This window comes from Paraburkholderia sp. GW821-FHT02A12, assembly GCF_059422005.1.
Genome location: NZ_JBWKWA010000002.1, coordinates 2,454,709 through 2,474,449, shown reverse-complemented (window position 1 = coordinate 2,474,449; position 19,741 = coordinate 2,454,709). Strand labels below are relative to the sequence as shown.

Here is a 19,741-nt window from a genome sequence, read left to right as displayed (position 1 = left end):
CAGTTCGCCCTCAATTCGCCACCGGCGACGCAAGATAATCCCAGTCGTGCAGGAAGATCTGCTCGAAATACGCCGCGGCATCGGCGTTATAGATGATCAGGCCCGCGTCGCGATTGCGCAGCGTGCCATCCGCCGACCAGTTCTGGCTGCTGACCATCACGACGCTTCCGTCGACAACGATGCCCTTGTTGTGCACGTTCGCCTGACGCCGCAGCACGGACGACGGAATGCCCGCCGCGACCAGTTTTTCTACCCATGCGTCGTTCTGGAACTGGCTGGTAATCAGACGCACGTCGAGCCCCCGGTCGATGAGCGCCTTCACGGCCGCGATCAACGCGTCATGCTGCGCATCGTCGGGATGTCCGCTCGGATGGATATATTGAGTCTGCATGTAAAAACGTCGTTGGGCGGACTCGATGAGCGCCTGAACATGCGGTTGATAGTTATCGGGCGTCAGCAGCGGCTGAATCTTGACGTTGCCGGCGAGCGTCTTCGGGGCGAAGAACTGGCGCGGCGCCTTGCCGGCTGCGAGCGCTTCGAGCGGCACGTCGAGAGCAGCGGCGGTCCCATTCCCGGCAACCGCCGCGCCTTGCGCACTGGCTGCGACGATCGCGTCGTGAGAGACCGCATAGTCGTGCTGCAGGAAAGCCCGGAACGTGTCCGCCAGCGCCTTGCTGGTGACGATGACATGCCAGTCGCGATCGTGTGTCGTGGCGAGCTTGCGCGCGGCCGTCACGTCGGAAAGATCGATTTCCGGCTGATTGCTGTTGTTCCAGTTGCCCGAAGAGAGCCAGAACGTATCGTCTTCGCGCACCGCCACCTTGATGTGATACGCGTTCGGATAGATCCAGACCGGGGCTTTCGGGTCGGCGTTGGTGAGCGCCCAGGTGCCGGCGAAGTGATCGCCCAGATGTTGCAAAAGATCAGCCTGCGTCTGGTCGTCCGTTTGATCGGCGGAGGGGTTCTTCGCCGGATGATCGAGCGTGAGCGTCAGTTTTTTGCCGCCGGCAAGCGCGTTGTCGAGGGCGGTGAGAATGTGCGCCGAGGTGAAGTCGTACATGCCTACCACCAGTTCTTCGCGAATGCCCTCGATAAAATTCGATAGTTCGGCCCATCCGGCATCGGGGCTCGCGTGCAGCACGAGCGAAACCTGTGCGGTGACAGCGTCGAGACTTGCTTCAGGCGCGGGTGTGTACGGAATCTCTTCCTTCTGTGCGCGTGCGGTGGCAAAGGCCGTCAGCGGCATCGGCGGATTCGCGCGGTCGTTGCCTTGTCCGTCGAAAAAGACTTGATCCGCGAAATCCGGTTGCCGGAGTTCGTGCCGTGCTTCGGCCAGCGCGAAATATTTCGCCGGGTCGAGCGCGCGCAGCGATTCCATCGGGCCGGCGGCGCGTACGTCTACGGGCACACCGTCGAACTGCTTCGGCAGCGAAGCTTCTACCCCGGCACGTTTGTCCTGCATCGTCGTTACGATGATGCCGCGCGTGACGCCGCTCGTCAGCGTCGGCCATTGCAAGCCGCTCCGTACCGACAGGATGCCTGGTTGCCTGAAGGACTCGGCGTGCGTGTCGAGCATCGCCCGAATATCGATTGCCTGCATGTCTTGCGGTGCAGCGCTTGCGCCTGCCGCTGCGCTCCTGACATTGGCGAGCGCCGCCGCAAACAGCGCCGCACTGGTCGGCAAGGCGCTGGCGAACATCGAGCGCCGTGCGTCGCGCCGGATCACGGCCGGGGCGCTGGCCTTGAGATGCGAGAGCGATTGCGGAAACGGAGTGAGACTGTCGACGAAGCTGCGCAGAGAACGCCCGCCCGTCAGCGAGCCGCCGCCGGGCTGGCCGGTTGCCAGGTCGACGATCTCGGGCGCGCCGAAATGCCGGACCTGCTGGAGTGTGTTGTTCTGCGGATTGAACCAGGTGAGGTAGCCGTTGGGCAGCACCTGGCGCGGGCGGCTTATCCGGCCACTGAAACTGTAGCGCGCGCCCGACGTGCCGGCGGGAGCGAAATAGTGCGGCGTGTAGAAGTCCGAGACGAGCACGTCGTCGATGAGATAGGCGTTGCTGGCGTCTTCGGATGGATCGCAGATCTCGACCAGGAATTCGACTTTGCCGTTGCTGTCCTGGACATCGTTGTCGATGATCGCGACGGCATTGGCCGCAGTGAGCCGGTTACCACTTGGATCGACCAGCATTTCCATGACTTCGTGACTCGCCGACAGAGACCAGGTGTCGCCTGCGAGCACCACCGCGAACGGCTGATTGTGCTCGGTCAGGTGAAAGCCGGCCGCGCCCGACTGAACTTCGTCCACGATATACACGGGCCAGATGCCCGGATCGAGGTGGTCAGCGGATTCGAGCGCGACGACGGCACCCGACACATTCCAGATGGGCCCGAGGTCACGGCTGATCTGGAGGTTGAGCGCTTGTGCGACGCGCACGACGTCGGTGTAAGGCACAGCGGCGGATTGCGAAACGATTCCAACGCGAGCAGTCAGCATGGCGTGTCTTCCTGGCGGGTTGTGGGCTGCGGCTACTCAGCGTGCCGGGTTGATATGGCGCGGCAATGACAGCGAGGTTGGTGTCGCGGTGCGGACACCTTGCAAGGCAAAGCGGAGGCATTTCGGAAGACCCGGGCACCGGCTCCGCTTGCGCGAACCTCGGCAGTTGGTTGCTGCGTTGGGGGTGTCACCACGCAGTAACAGTAGCGTGTTCCCATACGTTACCTATCCTTACCGGCCATTACATCGGATCAGCCTCGGGCGAGTCCAGTTTGCGCCCCCGGCTTCGCCTTTCTCCCCCCGCGTACACGTCCCAGGAGCCGAACATGGCAAACACTCGAGGTATTTCCGCAGCCAACCGCATTTTCAATCGCACCAGGTCAGCATTCGCCGCGTTATGTCTCGCGACAGGTGCTGCCCACGCGCAAACGCCGGCGACACAGCCGGTGGTGACACCGGGTTTTACTCTGAGTGTCTTCGCGGCTGCTCCCTCCGGATCCACCGCGCCGGACTCGCTGGCCATACTCGACGATCACGTCTGGGTTGGCTATGCAAACGGCGGCGCGCCGGATGGCACGGGTAATGCTCAAAGCCAGATTGTCGAATACTCGCTGGACGGCAAGGTCCTGCGGAGCCTGACCGTAGCGGGACACAACGATGGTCTGAAGGTCAATCCTTACACCCGTGAAATCTGGGCGATGCAGAACGAGGATGCGAACGCAAATCTCGTCACGATCAACGCGGCGACGGGTCTGACCAAGCTCTATACGTTTGGCAAGCCGCCGCACGGCGGCGGTTACGACGACATCGTCTTCAAGGACGGTCAGGCCTATTTCAGCGCGTCGAATCCGACGCTTGACGCTAACGGCCTCAATACGGGGCCCGCGATTGTTCGCGCAATCCTCCACCCGAACGGCACGATCGATGTTTCCGCGGTGTTGTCTGGAATGCCTGATGCCAGCAACATTCCGTTTGGCAAAGTGGCGAAGCTCAACCTGACCGATCCGGATTCGATGACGGTGACGCCGTCGGGTGATGTTCTGCTCGATGATCAGGGCGACGGTCAGCTTGTCCTGCTGCGCTCGTCGGGCGATGGTCCGCGCGTGGAGTATTTACCGCTGCTCGGCAGCGTGCAGATTGACGATACGGTGTTCGCCACGGCGCGACGGGGCTTTCTCCTCGTGTCCGATACGAAGGCGAACAAGATCTACAAAATCAGTGCCAATGTCTGGCAGCTCGACGCGGCGTTTTCCGCATCAACGGGCGTAGCCGCTGCGGGTGGCCAACCGGCGGTGCCGGCTTATGTCGGCCAACTCGATTTGCGCAGCGGAGCACTACTTCCGTTGGTGAGCAATCTGCTCAGCCCGCACGGCATGGCGTTCGTGCCGGCAGCCGACCAGTAGGCGAGACGCGATCACGTTGCCTCGCGCGGGGATAAGCGCCGCGATCACGCGGCGCTTGCTTCACCGTAGAAACCTGCACGATCACGTTTGCCCGCTGACTTGACCAATCGCGTCCAGTTCTGCGCGCACTGCGTCTGACAAGCTCAGTTGTGCCGCCCGCATGTTTTCGCGCAGATGTTCCGGCGACGATGTGCCCGGAATCAGCAAGACGTTCGGCGCGCGATGGAGGAGCCAGGCGAGCGCCACCTGCATCGGTGTCGCGCCGATCGTCTGGGCGACATGGGACAGCGCGGACGATTGAATCGGCGAGAATCCGCCAAGCGGGAAGAACGGTACGTAAGCAATCCCCTTGGCCGCAAGTTCATCGATCAGCGCGTCGTCTTCCCGCTGCACCAGGTTGTACTGGTTCTGAACGCAGACGATCTCCGCTATGCCCTGGGCTTCCGCAACCTGCGCCGAAGTCACATTGCTTAAACCGATATGGCGGACGAGGCCCTTGCGCTGAAGTTCAGCAAGCGCAGCAACCTGTTTTCCGATCGATCCTTCCGTGGGGGCGTGGACGTTACCCATGATTCGCATGTTGACAACGTCAAGTGCGTCGACGCCGAGGTTGCGAAGGTTGTCGTGGACCCCGCGTTCGATGTCCTCCGGCTCGGGCGCCGGGATCCACGAGCCGTCTTCGCCCCGCACGGCACCGACTTTGGTGACGATCGTCAGGTCGTCCGGGTAAGGATGCAGCGCGTCCCGAATGATCTGGTTGGTGATGTGCGGCCCGTAGAAGTCGCTCGTATCGATGTGATTGACCCCCAGCGTCACCGCTTCACGCAGGATGGCGATCGCTGCGTCGCGATCCTTCGGCGGCCCGAATACGCCCGGTCCGGCAAGCTGCATCGCACCGTATCCGATGCGGTAGACCGGCCGACCGGCAAGCGGAAATGTGCCCACGTTGTTGAGATTCGACATAGCGTTCTCCCTGGATGAATGTTGAGCGCCAGTATGGCCGGGATTGCGTTGTTAAATAATCCCATCTAGATTGAACAGGTTGTGCAACAAAGTGAACAATCACGATGGAATTGAATGATCTTGCCGCGTTCGTTCCAGTGGCTGGCGCTCGCGCTGGCGCTGGCTCGAACTCGCGTGTTGGTGCGCGCGGTGAAATCGTGCACTCGGACCGCACGCCACTTCGGTAACCGCTGACCTACAATATAACCACGGTCGCGACCTGATAAGGAGGCTGCCATGACCCAGTCTATGATCTACTTCGTTGTTGGCCTGGCGGTCTTGTTGGTCGCGGGGTTCATGGTGGCGCAACGTTACAGGCGCGATCACCCCGCAGAGGGGATGGCCCAGTGGCTTGATTCGCACCATATGGGTTGGCTGCATCGGCACAAACATTGATGCCTGGGCACGGACCTCGCGTTCCTTGTCGACACTCTCGCTCGTCGTGTTGATCTTCACACCGGGGCTGTCATCCACCGTTGCTGCCGAGGAGCGCATCATGACCCTAACCCTAACGTCGCAAGCCTTCCGACAGAACGGCGAGATTCCCGCGCAGCATACCTGCCAGGGCGCCGACGTATCGCCGCCGCTCGCGTGGTCAGGCGTGCCCGCGAACACAAAAAGCCTGGCGCTGATAGTCGACGACCCTGACGCGCCGAACCCGGCCGCGCCAAAAATGACCTGGGTACATTGGGTGCTCTACAACATCCCGCCGACGGCAACCCGCCTGCCCGATGGCGCTGCTGCGCAGGCTTTGCCGCGCGGTACGCTCGAAGGCACCAATGATTTCAAGCGTGCCGCTTACAGCGGCCCGTGTCCGCCCGTCGGACGCCACCGCTATTTCCACAAGCTATATGCGCTCGACACCGTACTGCCTGATTTGAAGGGCCCCAGTAAGGCGGCGCTTGAAAAGGCCATGCAGGGGCACGTGCTAACGCACGCTGAACTGATCGGCACCTATCAGAAGCGATGAGCGATGCGTCGCTGTATGGATTGGGATTGAAGACAAATAAATCCAGTGGTGCCGATTTTGTACACGCATCAGGCAGAGGGTGTTAAGCGTTGTCCAACGCCTGCCCACATGCGCCGTCGCGTACTCACGCGGCAGCAGACATGGGCAGGCGTCGAACAACGCTTAACACTTGCGGCCGTTCACACGCTGCGGCCAAATGGCCGCTTACCGCGGGTCGACGGCGTGGAACGTAACGCGAGGCCTGTGCCGGCAGACGCCCCTATCGGACCTACTCCGATCAGCGTGGGTGGATATCAAAAATCCCGACGTGCATGAGGAGCGCGAAAGCCCGTGACAGGTTTGCGCGTCCCTCACTCCTGCAACGAGATCGGCTTCAGAACTTGTAATTCAGGCCGACGGAGACCCCCATTTCTCTGCCGCCCGCGTAGCAAAACGGCGCACCCTGCGAGATCGAGCTGCCGTCATGACAATCGACGGTGACGCTTCGCCCGCCCGCGCCCAAGGCATAGTGCGCCGCCGACTTATTGAGTGCCACTGCATAGTCTGCATACACCGTGGCATGTTTATCAACAGCATGTTTATACAAGGCGGTAAACATATTGGCGGCGTTGGAGGGATTCGCCGTACCAATGGCGTTTGGGTCGGCGGGAGCCGTGTTATGTTGTCCCGGGTCGCCCGGGGTGCGGCCGGCGTGGGCCCAACCAACGCTCACGCTATCTTTAGGGGTGAGTTCCTGCGTCACGGCAAGCCAGAAGCCATTGCGGCTCCGCTCGTTCTGCGATTGCAGGTAGGCCGGAATGTTTCTTCGGAGCACTTCAAAAATCGCACTCACAGTGGTCAGCGTGGGCAACTTATATTGCGCACCGACCTTGAACGCCCATTCGTTGCCGATGTCGTTGGGGTCCGTCCCATCAGGCGAAGCCAGCGCAGCAGGAGTGTTCGTGACATCGCTTGAGCGATTCACGCCGAGGTGTATCTCATAGGCTGTCGTAAAGTACAGGGGGCCGTTGCTATAGGCGAGGTTCGCGCTGTAGGCCGACCCGTAGCTGCCGTCGTTACACGCAATTGGATTTCCACCACTACCAGGGACATTGCCGCCCGTGCAATTCGACTCGCCCGAAGCCTGCACCGAATTTTCGTAACCGCGGTTTTGCCCGGGCGAAACCAGTGCGTTGAGAGACCAGCCGTGAAAACTCGGCGACTCATACCAGATCGCGTGATCCAGTCGCGTACCGAATTCAACGCGATTGTCGCCGCCGGTATTCCCCATAATGATCGAGTAATCGCCGAGCGTGCCTGAGAACGGATTCATGCGAGCGGTCGACGTTTTATATGGAGCATCGGTCTTGCCAATCTTCAGTGCGCCCCAGGTGGGCGATGCCAGTCCAATGAAGCTGTTACGGGACGTAAGGGCGCCTTTGACCGTGGAATCCTGTGCCGAGTTTGAATTGGAGGTACCGGCGGTCGCGGAAATGTCCAGTTGTGTTTCCAGTTGGTAGACGAAAGCGAGGTTGTTGTCTGAACCAAACGGTCGCTTGCCGCGAACACCGATGTACGAGAGATTGCTCGAGATGTCGGGCTGCCAGCCCATATGCCCCCGGGGCGACACGACAGTCCCGCCAGGTGTGACATATGAAGAGTGAAGTCCCTTGGTAGCGTAGTCCAGGGAGAGGTCCAGATTTCCGTAGAATTCCATGTCTCCCAGCGCAGCCAGTAACGACTTCAACTTCGGCGGCATGCCGGCACCCCATCCAGAGGACGATGACGCTGCGTCGGATACCTGCTGCGCGCCTGAGGCCGTGCTCGTCGCAACTGAGGCCGTGCTTGTACTTGCGGCACCTGAATTCGCTACTGGCTGATTGCCCATCGGTTGAGCCTGCTTCGCCATCAACGCATCGAGTTTTTTGTTAAGGGCGTCCATTTGCTGTTTCAACAGCTGGATCTCTTGCGTCTGATCATTCGATGCGTTTGCCTGCGCGAGCGCTCCTCCTGAACAGGCAACACCGCCGACCGCCAGCAAAAGCAGTCGAACCGGAACACGAGGCAGCGTCAGCTCTATCTTTTTCAAAATTATCTCCTGATATAGTTAGCCATTCTAATTTATTGTTATATTTAAATTAATTTAAAGCTTTTTTAAAAATGAGGATTAAATTGTGGGGCTGATCTGTTCCGGGCTATCCATTGCCTCAATCTCCCAGTTCACAGTGATGGTCTTTTTATTCTGGTGCGGCCACTCGGAGACGATTACGGATTACCTGCGTAAATCTATTGATTTAATTACAAAATCAATCTATCCGTACCGCCTTGTATGCGAAACGTGGCCTCAATTTGAGGCCATCTCGTCGATTAAGATAGTTAAATCTTTTTATAGTATCCATTACCCGAAGCTTAAGGAAACACTGTCTTAAGCACGGTGTATGCGTGCTTGATGCGAGAATGCCGCCCGGCAAACGGACGTTGATCCTGTTCTGATTTATCGAACGGCTCTGTCGCAACAGGTGTGTGCTGCCGGGAACGACACCAGCTCCTGACAGCTGCGTCCACGCATAGCGCTTCCGCGCATAAGAACTGCTTGTCGATGGACGCGGTTATGCGGGTAAGGGCCAGCGGAGCCGTGGGAAACTTCCTGGAACGCGGACAATCGCACTTTCACTGACTCGATTCAATCGACTGCGACAGACACAACGGGGTTCGACGACGTGTGGTTATAGGTGCGGCTCAATTGGGGCGGCATCAGCCGCACGTCTGGCCGCAAGGGCGCGAGATACATTGCGCATGACCGCGTGACACTAGGGAATGCCTACGCTTGAGCCGCTGCCGTCCAGCGTCGTAAAATCGTGGCACATCCGTTTGGGGGACCAGCAATGTGCCTGGCTTCTCGTTGCGATTTCAGCCGCGATATCTACCGCGATATCCGGCGACACCCGGCGCTTTTTCGATCCGCTCCTCGCCATGAGGCCAGTGGCCGTCGCGGACTTGCCGTTGAATCCGCGCCATGACCCCGCTCATTTCCGTTAAAAGGCTCAGCAAGAGCTTTCCCGGCGTGAGGGCGCTTCACGAAGTCCAGTTCGATCTCATGGCGGGGGAAGTCCACACGCTGATGGGCGAGAATGGCGCCGGCAAGTCGACGCTGATGAAAATCCTCGCCGGCGTATACACCCGGGATTCCGGCGAAATCCTCTATGACGGCCAGCCGGTCGAGTTCTTGAGCCCGCGCGAGGCGCAGGCCATGGGCGTCTGCATCATTCATCAGGAACTCCAGTTGATGAATCATCTGAGCGTCGCCCAGAATATGTTTATCGGCCGCGAGCCGCGCGGACGCTTCGGCCTGTTCCTCGACGAAGACAAGCTCAACGCGCAAGCGCGCGACCTTCTTGCCCGCATGCATGTGAATATCGACCCGCGCGCGGTTGTCGGCACGCTCACCGTCGCGCGGCAGCAGATGGTCGAGATCGCCAAGGCTTTGTCCTTCGATTCGCGCGTCCTGATCATGGACGAACCCACCTCGGCGCTCAACGACGCCGAGATCGCCGAGCTCTTCCGCATCATCCGGGAGCTGAAGAGCCGGGGCGTGGGAGTCATCTATATCTCCCACAAGATGGACGAGCTGAAGCAGATTTCCGACCGCGTCACCGTGTTGCGCGACGGCGAATATGTGGCCACCGTCACCGCCGGGGACACCAGCGTCGAAGCGATCATCGGCATGATGGTCGGGCGAACTTTGACCGACGTCGCGCGTTCTCACAGCGCCGGGGACAAAGGCGAGGTCGCACTCGAAGTGAAGAATCTGAACGCCGGTCCGCTGGTCAAAGACGTGAGCTTCGCGCTGCACAAAGGCGAGATATTGGGCTTTGCCGGCTTGATGGGCGCCGGCCGCACCGAGGTCGCCCGGGCGGTGTTCGGCGCCGATCCGGTCGAATCCGGCGAAATTGCCGTGAGAGGCGTGAAAGCGACGATCAGGAATCCGAGCGACGCGGTGGCGCGCGGTATCGGCTATCTCTCGGAAGACCGCAAGCGCTTCGGCCTTGCGACCGGCATGGATGTCGAATCGAACATCGTGATGTCCAATTTGCGCAAATTCCTGTCGCTCAACTTTTTCTTGCGCCGCGCTCAGATACGCCGGACAGCCTCCCATTTCATCAATGCGCTCGCCATTCGTACGCCCTCCGCGGCGCAGCAGGTGCGGCTTCTGTCGGGCGGCAATCAGCAGAAAATCGTGATTGCGAAGTGGCTCGAGCGCGACTGCGACGTGCTCTTCTTCGACGAGCCGACGCGCGGCATCGACGTCGGCGCCAAGAGCGAAATCTACAAGCTCCTGCGCGCGCTCGCCGAGCAAGGCAAGGCGATCGTGATGATCTCGTCGGAGTTGCCGGAAATCTTGCGCATGAGCGACCGCGTCGTCGTGATGTGCGAGGGGCGCATCACCGGCGAACTCTCAGCCGCGGAGGCGACGCAGGAGCGCATCATGCACCTGGCGACGCAGCGCGAAACCTTGAAAGCGGCGTGAGCCTCAAGAGGGGAGGTCCAATTTATGACACAGCCATCGGATACGTCGGCGCTGGCCAATGAGGGACGGCCGTCCGGCCTAAGAGCCCGCATCTTCGCGCCGGCTGCTCTGCAAAAGCTGCTCGCCTTCGCGAGCCTGATCCTGCTGCTGGGTTTTTTCAGCTTCGCCTCGCCAGCTTTCATGCAGACGGACAATATTCTCGGGATTCTGCAGGCAACGGCGGTCAACGGCGTTCTGGCGATCGCCAGCACGTTCGTCATCATCACCGGAGGCATCGATTTGTCGGTCGGCACGTTGATGACCTTCACGGCGGTCATTTGCGGCGTGTTTCTGACCTTCTGGCATTTGCCGATGTGGATCGGCGTCGTGGCTGCGATCGGCACGGGCGCGATCTGCGGCACCATTTCGGGAACCCTCACGGCGAAAATGAAAATACCGCCCTTCATTGCCACCTTAGGCATGATGCTGCTGCTGAAAGGGCTTTCGCTCGTCGTCTCGGCTGACAAGCCGATCTATTTCAACGACACCGAAAACTTCTACATGATCTCTCAGGATTCGCTGATCGGCTATTTCCTGCCGAACCTGCCCATTCCGAACGCGGTCCTGATCCTGTTTTTCCTTGCGGTCGTGAGTTCGATCACGCTGAATCGCACGGCGCTCGGCCGCTATACATTTGCGCTCGGCAGCAACGAGGAAGCCGTCCGCCTTTCCGGCGTGAATGTCGATCGGTGGAAGATCGCCATTTACGGCCTGGCCGGGGCAATTTGCGGCGTCGCAGGGCTGCTCATCGCGTCGCGCCTGAATTCGGCCCAGCCGGCGCTAGGCCAGGGCTATGAGCTCGAAGCGATCGCCGCGGTGGTAATCGGCGGGACCTCGCTCAGCGGCGGTGCGGGCACGATTCTGGGCACGATCATCGGCGCTTTCATCATGAGCGTGCTGACCAATGGCCTGCGCATCATGTCCGTCGCGCAGGAATGGCAGATTGTGGTGACGGGCCTCATCATCATTCTCGCGGTCTATGCCGATATTTTGCGGCGCAAGAAAAGCTGAAGCTGCACGGGACAAGATCAAGAAAAGGGAGCGCCAAGGGCTCTCCCAACGGCTGAAAGTTGATGGCTACCTTAGGAGGAGAAACCCCATGTTGAAAAGAAAACTAATTGGTGTCGTGGTCGGCGTCGGCGCGCTCATCGGCGGGACGAGTCTTGTCCGCGCGGACGAAACCTACATTCCACTCATCTCGAAAGGCTTTCAGCACCAGTTCTGGCAGGCCGTCAAAGCCGGCGCTGAACAGGGGGCGAAGGAGCACAAGGTCAGGATTACGTTCGAGGGACCGGAAACGGAGGCTATGGTCGACAAGCAGATCGATATGCTCTCGGCCGCGCTCGCCAAGAAACCCCAGGCGCTCGGCATCGCCGCACTCGACAGCAAAGCGGCCATTCCGCTGTTGAAGCGGGCGCAGGCCGCCAAGATACCGGTCATCGCCTTCGACTCCGGCGTCGACAGCGACATTCCGCTGACGACGTGCGCGACAGACAATCTTGCCGCGGCCGCGCTCGCCGCCGACAAGATGGCCAGCGCGATCGGCAATGCCGGAGAGGTCGGCGTGATCGTGCACGACCAGACCAGCCGCACCGGCATCGATCGCCGCGACGGCTTCCTGAACGAGATGAAGGCGAAGCATCCGAACATCAAGATCGTCTCGGTCCAATATGGCGGCGGCGACCATCTGAAGTCGGCGGAAATCGCCAAGGCGATGATCCAGGCCAATCCCAATCTCAAGGGCATTTTCGGCGGCAATGAAGGCTCGGCGGAGGGTGCCGCGATCGGCGTCAGGGAGTCGGGCAAAAAGCTCGTCCTGATCGGCTACGACTCCGGCAAGGAGCAGAAGGAGGACATCAATTCGGGCCTGATGGCCGGCGCTATCACGCAGAACCCGGTCGGCATCGGCAAATGCGTTGTCGACTCCGCGATGAAGGCGCTGAAGGGCGAGAAGCTGCCCAAGAAGGTCGACACGGGCTTCTACTGGTACGACAAGAGCAATATGAGCGATCCGAAGATCGCCGCCGTGCTCTATGATTGACCGCTGCCGCCTGGGCGCGGCGAGAGAGGAGGGCGCGCGGCGCCTCCCCTTCTCTTCGCGACCCGCGTCGCGGGGAGCGAAGGTGGCCGCGAAAAGGCCGCGCGGAAGTCGATAGCTGCCGCCCAGGAGGGTGTTCAGATGTCCACGATCACAAAGCTGTCCGTCCGGGACATTCGGTTTCCGACCTCGCGTTCACTCGACGGCTCCGATGCGATGAACGTCGCGCCGGATTACTCCGCCACCTATGTGACGCTCGCAACCGATTCGCCGGAGACGCTCACGGGCCATGGTCTCACCTTCACCATCGGGCGCGGCAATGAGATCTGCGTGACGGCGGTACAGGCGCTTGCCCCATTGGTCGTCGGCAAGACGCTCGAGGATATCGCGGCGAACATGGGCGCTTTCTGGCGCGCGCTGACGTCGGACAGCCAACTGCGCTGGATCGGTCCGGACAAGGGCGCCATTCATCTGGCGACGGCGGCTGTCGTGAATGCGGTTTGGGACCTGTGGGCCAAAGCGGAAGGCAAGCCGGTGTGGAAGCTGCTCGCCGACATGAGCCCCGAAGAACTCGTGCGCTGTCTCGACTTCCGCTATGTGACCGACGCGATCACGCCGCATGAAGCCATCGCCATGCTGCATCGCCATGCAAAGACCAGGGGCGAGCGCGAAAAGGACATGCTGGCGCGCGGCTATCCCGCCTACACGACTTCGGCCGGCTGGCTCGGTTACGACGACGACAAGATCCGCCGGCTCGCACGTGAAGGCGTCGCGCAGGGCTGGACGCATTTCAAGCAGAAGGTGGGCGGCAATCTCGAAGAAGATGCGCGCCGGGCCCGCATCCTGCGTGAGGAAATCGGCGAAAACCTGAAGCTGATGATGGATGCGAACCAGGTATGGGATGTCGATGAAGCGGTCGCCAACATGCGGCGCCTGGCGGAATTCGATCCATGGTGGATCGAGGAACCCACGAGTCCCGACGACATTCTCGGCCACGCGGCCATCCGCCGGCGGATTCAGCCAATCGGCGTAGCGACGGGCGAACACTGCCATAACCGTGTGATGTTCAAGCAGTTGCTGCAGGCGCATGCAATCGACTTCTGTCAGGTGGATAGCTGCCGCCTGGGCGGTCTGAACGAGGTGATCGTCGTCCTGTTGATGGCGGCGAAGTTTGGCGTGCCCGTGTGCCCGCACGCGGGCGGCGTCGGCTTGTGCGAGTACGTGCAGCACATTTCGATTTTCGACTATATCTGCGTGTCGGCGTCGCTGGAAAACCGCGTGCTCGAGTACGTGGATCATCTGCATGAGCATTTCGTCGATCCTGTCGTGATCCGCAGCGGCCGTTACATGCCGCCGCAACGTCCCGGCTACAGCATCGAAATGCTTGCGGCGTCGCTCGATCAGTATTCCTTTCCTGATGGCCCCGTCTGGCGGCCCTGAGACAGCGCGCGGGAGCATGACCGATAGTGGGTAGCAGTCGGCCGTAAACGGACTGGCGCTATCGGGCCGTATTCCGATCAATCATCCAGTGCAGTCTTTCCAGGCTGCTGCATCACCGCTTGCAGCGCGGCGTGAGCGCTATCAACCGGATGCCGTCCCTTGCCGACGAGACGCGCGGCCGGTGCCATCCACGGGTGAGCAAACGCGACTACCGTTGCGCCGGCTTCGTAGGCCTCATCGGCTGCCCGCGCCGTTGCAGCGAGGCATGCGTCGAGATCGCCGCTTTTGAACAGCTCCCAAACCTGGGCGACGTGATTGATCGACACTGAAGCACTCTCTTTGTTTGCGTACTGCTCGAACAGACGTCTCGTAGTCTCAATGGCACTTTCCGCGGCACACAACACGATGATTCTTCCGCCAATGCTTGCGGCCACAGACGCTAACGCAGCATCTGCCCTTACGATTGGAACCGGAGGATGCTCGATGTCGCTCACGGCCGGGCCAAGCGTGGCGCAGGTCAGGATGACAGCGTCGGCGCCGGCGGCCAATTCGAGGAGACAGTCGTTTGTCTGCGCCTTCAACGCGCTTGTGAATGTTCCAGCCTGATCCACTGACAGACGGAGGTCCGATCGCACTACATGATGAAGGTGCTCGATTGGCAGTCCAAGATCTTTTGCCGCTTGCTCAAAAACGTTCTTGTTGCCTTCAATCGTGTGCAAAAAGGAAATTCGCATTGCTGGTTACCCCGATTCAGTTGCATGGCTGATGGTCGGTATCGACGCAAATTCGTCGCGCCCGGGTCGACAGCTTCGCCGGATGGCTCACTAGCATTGTTGCAACGCCGTTCGGGTGTAACAAGACAACTCTAAGTAACGGTATAGCTGATACCACCCTCGTTCCAGGTACACCGGGTTCGGATTGCCGAAGCGCGACCTGCCGACAGTGGCGCCTTCGCTCAGCAGGATCAGGACCTGACGATCGAGATAGACGAACGCAAATGCGACCGCCGCTTGGCACCGGGCAGATTTTCGCTTTCCGGGTGCACCACCTGGCTGACGGGCGTCAACGCGTAACGGGTGAGCCACTCCTTATATCCCTTTACCAGAAAGGCTCCGTTGCGTTCCAGATAAGATTCCCGCCGCTCCTCGTAGACGCGTTTCAGCGCATACCACGGCACATGCGGCAGATCGTGATGCACGGCATGGTAGTTATTGTTCAGAAACAGCAGACGCCAGAACCACGCCGCTTCATTGATGACGGTGCGATGCTCGTGAGCATGCGCTGCGCGATGTTCCTGAAACGAGCGAATCGAGCCCAACGCCAGCGAGCTATAACCGACGCCGACGATGAATAGCCACACGGGTATCCCGCAAGCACGCTGCAGCCAGATCGTCAGCGCGGCCAGCGCAGCGAAGTGTGCAAGCCACAGCGGCACGTCGCGCCAATCGCCTCGCTTGATTTTCGCCAGCGCGTCCACGCCGGTTGCAGCAATCGCAAACGCCGGCCCGACCAGCAGGCGGCCGATGAACGTATTGCGGAATGTCAGCAGCGCACGAATCGGCCAGCCCGCACGAACCCACACCCCCTGGCTTACGAAGTAACTCTCGGGATCGTAGTCGGGACGCGTCAGATGTGGATCGTCGTGATGCTGAAGATGCGAGTCGCGATAGATGCCATACGGAAACCACACCGCCAGCGGCAGGAAACCCAACAGTGCGTTGACGAGCGGCGAACGGGTTGGATGACCGTGCAGCAGTTCGTGTTGCAGCGACATGTACCATGCGCTGAGCAACGCGAGCAGCATGATGGTCAGCGGCAAGCCGAGGTTGCGCGCGTGCGTCGCGACGCCGAGCCATCCACCGTAGATCGTGCCGATCAGTGCCCACGTCGGCCATTGTGTGCGCCATGTCCAGCTCGCGGCGAGCCGCGCGAGCGTTTTGCGTTGGGTGTCGTCGAGGTAAATCGCCATCGGTTGGATCGGCCGGAATGCACGTTCAGGCTGATCCTACGGACCAATCCGCACCACTCGAACCATTTTGTTGAGCAATGCATCTGCGAATTTGTGCATTAGTGACGGTGGGCCTGTGCGTCAGCCGCCGTCCGCAATCCGGCAGGCATGGTCGAGCAAGCCTTCCGCCGTACCGCTGCCGTTGTCGGTTTCGGTGCCGCTATTCACCACCAGCCAGCCGTCACGCTCGGCCGACGGCCCCGCGCCCGTCACGAGAATGGTTTGCGTGGCCATCGCGTCGGCCCCCTTGTTGTCGCGCGCGACCAGATGAAACGGATCGTTTCCTTGCGTGAGCGCGGTGATCCGCATGATCCGATAACGGTTTCCGTTGAGCGTGTCCCAACGCCATGTGCCGGGCGCGTCATGCGTGTGACGCGCGAGCGCGTCGCTCACGTCGCCGCGCATGCAATCGATATGGATATGCATTTGCTGCTGGGTGCGCCGGAAAGCCGAGTTGATCTCGAGGCCGAGCCGATTGTCGGGCAGCGGCCGCTTGACCGACTTCTCCACATAGTGCCGCGACGCCCACGCATCGGCCCAGTAGTCCTGCGCATGGGCGTCCAGCACACGCGGGCTTTCGATTCCGGTGATGCGATCGGTCGGAATCAGCAGATACTGCGATCGGCCGACGATGTCCTTCAGAATCGCATAGCGCTTGTCGAGATCGACAGCCGTGCACTGACCCGGCGTGCCGCTGGCCTGTTGCGACGGCACGCAGCGGAGGTCGACTATCTTCCATAGCGCGTCGGAATCGAATGCGGCGAGGCGCGCGCATGCGCAGACCAGCGCGACGACCGTTAACGCGGCCGCGACCGCCGCGGCGCTTCGCAATGGGTTTCGCAGCGCGCTTCGCAGCGGGCCTCGCTGCACGCGGTTTGCCGTCCGCATCAAAGCGCCGGCGCGGGCAGCACGCCGAGCAACTGCTCGAACGCGACGCCGATCGCCAGCAGCCGCCGGTCGCTGCCCAGTGGTCCATCCAGCTCGAGGCCGACGGGCAAGCCGCCCCGCGTCATCCCCGCCGCGAGCGACAACCCCGGAATGCCCGACGTGCTGGCCGGATCGGTGTTGCGCAGAAACGCGTCCATCGTGTCGATCGGCGCGGCGCCGTCGATCGATACCGTCGACGAACCGTGCACGTCGTCGATCGGCACCGCGGCGAGGCGGGTGGTCGGAAACAGCAGCGCGTCGAGACGATGGTCCGCGAAGGTCGCGGCGACATACTGCTGCAAGCTCGGCCGCCACTGGTTCAGCGCCGCTTCATAACGCGCGCCGAGCTGATCGGCGAGCACGGCGTCGTAGATGGCGCGCACATCCGGGCTCGCGATGCGGGCCGCCATTTCGGCCACGGTCTTGACCGGCGCGTCGTTGGCGACGAGCCAGGCGCGCAGGTCCTCACGCGCCTCGTGGATCGCGATCGGGCCGCCGACCAAACTGTTCAAGGTCTCCAGTTCGCTCATCTCGACCGGCACCAGGCTCACGCCGGCCGCCTCGAGCCGGTTCAACGCGGCGCGCGCGACATCTTCCACCTGCTTTTCGAGCCCCGCCCACAGCGGCGCGGGCAAGCCGATGCGCAGACCGTTCAGCGCAACCACAGGCAACGGGCCCGCGCCGGTGATGACGCCGTCGAGCAACGCGATGTCGGCGACCGTGCGCGCCATCGGTCCCACCGTGTCGCGCGTATGGCTGATCGGCACCACGGCGTTCGGATCGTGGTAGCGCCGCTCGGCGCCGCCGTTGCCCACCGACGGACGAAATCCCGCGATGCCCGTCAGTGCGGCCGGAATCCGGGTCGAGCCGCCGGTATCGGTGCCCAGACCCGCGGGCGCGATGCGCGCGGCGATCGCCGCGGCGGTGCCGCCCGACGAGCCGCCCGGGATCAGCGTCGGATCGTACGGATTGCGTACCGGCCCGGCGTGCGTGGCCAGGTTCGTGCTGGTGATGCCGAACGCGAGTTCGTGCATATTGGCCTTGCCGAGTACGATCGCGCCGGCGTCGATGAGCCGTTGCACCGAAGGCGCGTTCGTCTTCGGCGCGAAGTTCTCGAGCGCGGGCGTGCCCGCCGAAGTCTGCAGGCCGGCCGTATTGATGTTGTCTTTCACGACGACCGCGAGACCGGCGAGCGGCAATTGCGTTTTCGCTTCGGGCGGCAACGCGTCGATGCGCCGCGCGGCGGCCAGCGCGCCGTCCAGGTCGAGCGTGGTCAGCGCGTTCAGGCTGGAGAGTGCGGCGGCGCGGGCCAGCAGCGTGGCGATGTAGTCGGCGGCTTTGAGCCGCCCCGACTGGATCGCCTCGACCGCTTGAGTCGACGTCAAAGCCAGTTGTGCATCGACGGTCCAGGTCATGGCCGACGTCTCCTTGTCTAGTGCTGCCGGTTTCGGCGCGATGGTTTCATGAAGCGTAGCGCAAAGCGCGCGAGGGCCGGCACCAGCCGCGCATCGTAACCGCTCATACGCCAGTCGTTTTCCGCGAGACACAGTTCGATCAGTTCGCGCACTTCGATTGCTTCACCGATCATTTTGCTGCTTTCGGGCAGGAAGTTGGAATCGTGCGCGACGCCTTGGGCGTCGAGACCTTTGGCGATGGCGACGCGCTGCCAGATCAGCACGGCCCAGATCGCGGCGACCCGCAGCGCATGCCAGGGCCGTCGCCACCATGGCATTGTGCACCGATGCCACGCGACCCAGTTGGCGAACAACAGAATGTGGCGCGCTTCTTCCTGAATCACCGGCTCGAAGGTCTCGACCAGCGCCTCGGGAAAGTAGCCGGACTGCTGCGCCGCGATGTCCCAGATCGGCAGCGAGCACAGGCGTTCGAGCGTGTCCGGGGGCAGCGGACGCCATTCGATCACGGCCGGTTTATAGGGGGTGGGGGTTTCAAGCAGCATGCGGCAAAACATCTGCTTGTGAGCGTCTGAACCGATCTTCACGCGGGCGGGGCCGCGGAATGTCCAATGGCGCAGGGTGCGATCTTCGGCGGCGTCTGTCAGGGTGTCGGACATGGCAGGCGAACAGAGAGCGAACTGGTGTGTCGCCTATTCTGGCACAACCATTTAAAACCCGACGCCAGGGCCGGCAGCCTGCGCGCGCCGGCGGCCGGTCTACTGCGTTACTGCGTCATTGGCGGCTGTCGATCCACATGCGTCCCCAGCGGAACGCATAGGCGAGCGCATGTTCTTCGTCGAAGAAGTAATCGAGCGCGTCGAACGAATAGGCCTGGCCCTCGTTCGCGGTGGTTTTCTCGATGGTCAGGTTGGCGGCGAACAGGCCGTTGGGCAGGCGTTGTGCAACCGGTGCGACTTCGTAGCCCTTGTAGCGGATATGTGAATTCATGGTCGTGGCAGTGAGTATGCCCGCGTTGCTAGGGGAAACCGGCGTTCGAGGTGCAACCCTGTGCGTCAGGTGGCCGATGAGTCAGCGGGCAGGGGGAAGCGTAGGCCGCGCCACGCAACGGGTGAACCAATCTTTCGTCGTAAGCAAATCAGCGAGGTCCTGGAACCGTCTTCAGGAGGCCTGATCGGGCCATAGTCGCTGTATTCGCACACACTATCCGGCGTTCTCGGCGGGAAGTCTGTTGTTTGGCGCACGGTTTGCGCAATGGCGTCGCGGGCGGTTTTGAGCGCGTGCGATCAGACGCTCTGCGAGCAGGATTGGCTTTGATGAACCTTTGGGACGAGACGCGCCGTGGGGGGGCGGCTTGAGCGCGTGGCCCGCGAATGCGGCGTCAAATCAATGACGCGAAAACCGGCGCGAAAACCGGCGCGAGAACCGGCGCGAGAACTGACGCGAGAACCGGCGCGAAAACCCACGGTCGTTAGCGGTTGGCCGCGTTGCGATGCGGCAA

General features: G+C 61.5%; 16 protein-coding genes. 7 read left to right on the top strand and 9 right to left on the bottom strand.

The features are described from left to right. Window positions 1–10: 10 nt before the first annotated feature. Entirely contained in the window at window positions 11–2,494 is a 2,484-nt protein-coding gene (locus tag AC07WT_RS32525; RefSeq protein ID WP_494950138.1) for a phospholipase D-like domain-containing protein, read from the bottom strand. A 326-nt stretch (window positions 2,495–2,820) separates the two neighbouring features. Here AC07WT_RS32525 and AC07WT_RS32520 point away from each other — a divergent pair, with 326 nt between their 5' ends. Continuing rightward, window positions 2,821–3,897, top strand: a complete 1,077-nt coding sequence (locus tag AC07WT_RS32520) for a PQQ-dependent sugar dehydrogenase family protein (RefSeq protein ID WP_494951155.1) — start codon at window positions 2,821–2,823, stop codon at window positions 3,895–3,897. A gap of 81 nt (window positions 3,898–3,978) precedes the next feature. Here AC07WT_RS32520 and AC07WT_RS32515 read toward each other — a convergent pair whose 3' ends face one another. Further along, window positions 3,979–4,860 (bottom strand): aldo/keto reductase family oxidoreductase, encoded by an 882-nt coding sequence (locus AC07WT_RS32515; protein WP_494950137.1) that lies wholly within the window; start codon window positions 4,858–4,860, stop codon window positions 3,979–3,981. 276 nt (window positions 4,861–5,136) lie between these two features. On the opposite strand from AC07WT_RS32515, the gene AC07WT_RS32510 reads away from it, so the two are divergent. Together AC07WT_RS32510 and AC07WT_RS32505 are read left to right on the top strand one after the other, a co-directional pair. After that, window positions 5,137–5,295, top strand: a complete 159-nt coding sequence (locus AC07WT_RS32510; RefSeq protein WP_154563341.1) for a hypothetical protein — start codon at window positions 5,137–5,139, stop codon at window positions 5,293–5,295. Between the two features lie 100 nt (window positions 5,296–5,395). Next, window positions 5,396–5,869 carry a YbhB/YbcL family Raf kinase inhibitor-like protein gene (locus tag AC07WT_RS32505; protein WP_492590128.1) on the top strand — a complete coding sequence of 158 codons (474 nt, stop codon included), beginning with the start codon at window positions 5,396–5,398 and terminating at the stop codon, window positions 5,867–5,869. Between the two features lie 373 nt (window positions 5,870–6,242). Here AC07WT_RS32505 and AC07WT_RS32500 read toward each other — a convergent pair whose 3' ends face one another. Then, window positions 6,243–7,937, bottom strand: coding sequence for a porin (locus tag AC07WT_RS32500; protein WP_494950136.1), 1,695 nt, complete (start codon window positions 7,935–7,937; stop codon window positions 6,243–6,245). A gap of 927 nt (window positions 7,938–8,864) precedes the next feature. On the opposite strand from AC07WT_RS32500, the gene AC07WT_RS32495 reads away from it, so the two are divergent. The 4 genes from AC07WT_RS32495 (at window position 8,865) to AC07WT_RS32480 (ending at window position 13,893) form a co-directional block, all read left to right on the top strand. Beyond that, the gene (locus AC07WT_RS32495) at window positions 8,865–10,376 is read left to right on the top strand and encodes a sugar ABC transporter ATP-binding protein (RefSeq protein ID WP_494950135.1); all 1,512 of its coding nucleotides are present in this window, start codon (window positions 8,865–8,867) and stop codon (window positions 10,374–10,376) included. A 24-nt stretch (window positions 10,377–10,400) separates the two neighbouring features. Then, entirely contained in the window at window positions 10,401–11,426 is a 1,026-nt protein-coding gene (locus AC07WT_RS32490; RefSeq protein ID WP_492589920.1) for an ABC transporter permease, read from the top strand. A gap of 88 nt (window positions 11,427–11,514) precedes the next feature. Next, a complete protein-coding gene (locus AC07WT_RS32485; RefSeq protein WP_492590130.1) occupies window positions 11,515–12,456 on the top strand; it encodes an ABC transporter substrate-binding protein in 942 nt (313 codons plus the stop codon). Between the two features lie 138 nt (window positions 12,457–12,594). Beyond that, the gene (locus AC07WT_RS32480; RefSeq protein WP_494950134.1) at window positions 12,595–13,893 is read left to right on the top strand and encodes an L-fuconate dehydratase; all 1,299 of its coding nucleotides are present in this window, start codon (window positions 12,595–12,597) and stop codon (window positions 13,891–13,893) included. Between the two features lie 77 nt (window positions 13,894–13,970). On the opposite strand, the gene AC07WT_RS32475 is transcribed toward AC07WT_RS32480, so the two are convergent. The 6 genes from AC07WT_RS32475 to AC07WT_RS32450 all read right to left on the bottom strand — a co-directional run bounded on the left by AC07WT_RS32475 (window position 13,971) and on the right by AC07WT_RS32450 (window position 19,230). Next, window positions 13,971–14,627 (bottom strand): arylsulfatase, encoded by a 657-nt coding sequence (locus AC07WT_RS32475; protein WP_494950133.1) that lies wholly within the window; start codon window positions 14,625–14,627, stop codon window positions 13,971–13,973. Between the two features lie 230 nt (window positions 14,628–14,857). Continuing rightward, window positions 14,858–15,862, bottom strand: coding sequence for a fatty acid desaturase (locus AC07WT_RS32470; RefSeq protein ID WP_494950132.1), 1,005 nt, complete (start codon window positions 15,860–15,862; stop codon window positions 14,858–14,860). A gap of 120 nt (window positions 15,863–15,982) precedes the next feature. Continuing rightward, a complete protein-coding gene (locus tag AC07WT_RS32465) occupies window positions 15,983–16,789 on the bottom strand; it encodes a CDP-diacylglycerol diphosphatase (RefSeq protein WP_494950131.1) in 807 nt (268 codons plus the stop codon). Further along, entirely contained in the window at window positions 16,789–18,243 is a 1,455-nt protein-coding gene (gene iaaH / locus AC07WT_RS32460) for an indoleacetamide hydrolase (RefSeq protein ID WP_494950130.1), read from the bottom strand. Before iaaH ends, AC07WT_RS32465 begins: the two co-directional genes overlap by 1 nt. Window positions 18,244–18,260: 17 nt before the next feature. After that, window positions 18,261–18,899 (bottom strand): hypothetical protein, encoded by a 639-nt coding sequence (locus AC07WT_RS32455; protein ID WP_494950129.1) that lies wholly within the window; start codon window positions 18,897–18,899, stop codon window positions 18,261–18,263. A 115-nt stretch (window positions 18,900–19,014) separates the two neighbouring features. Then, window positions 19,015–19,230: a DUF6566 family protein gene (locus AC07WT_RS32450; protein WP_492589934.1), complete on the bottom strand. Its 216-nt coding sequence runs from the start codon at window positions 19,228–19,230 to the stop codon at window positions 19,015–19,017. Between the last annotated feature and the right edge of the window lie 511 nt (window positions 19,231–19,741).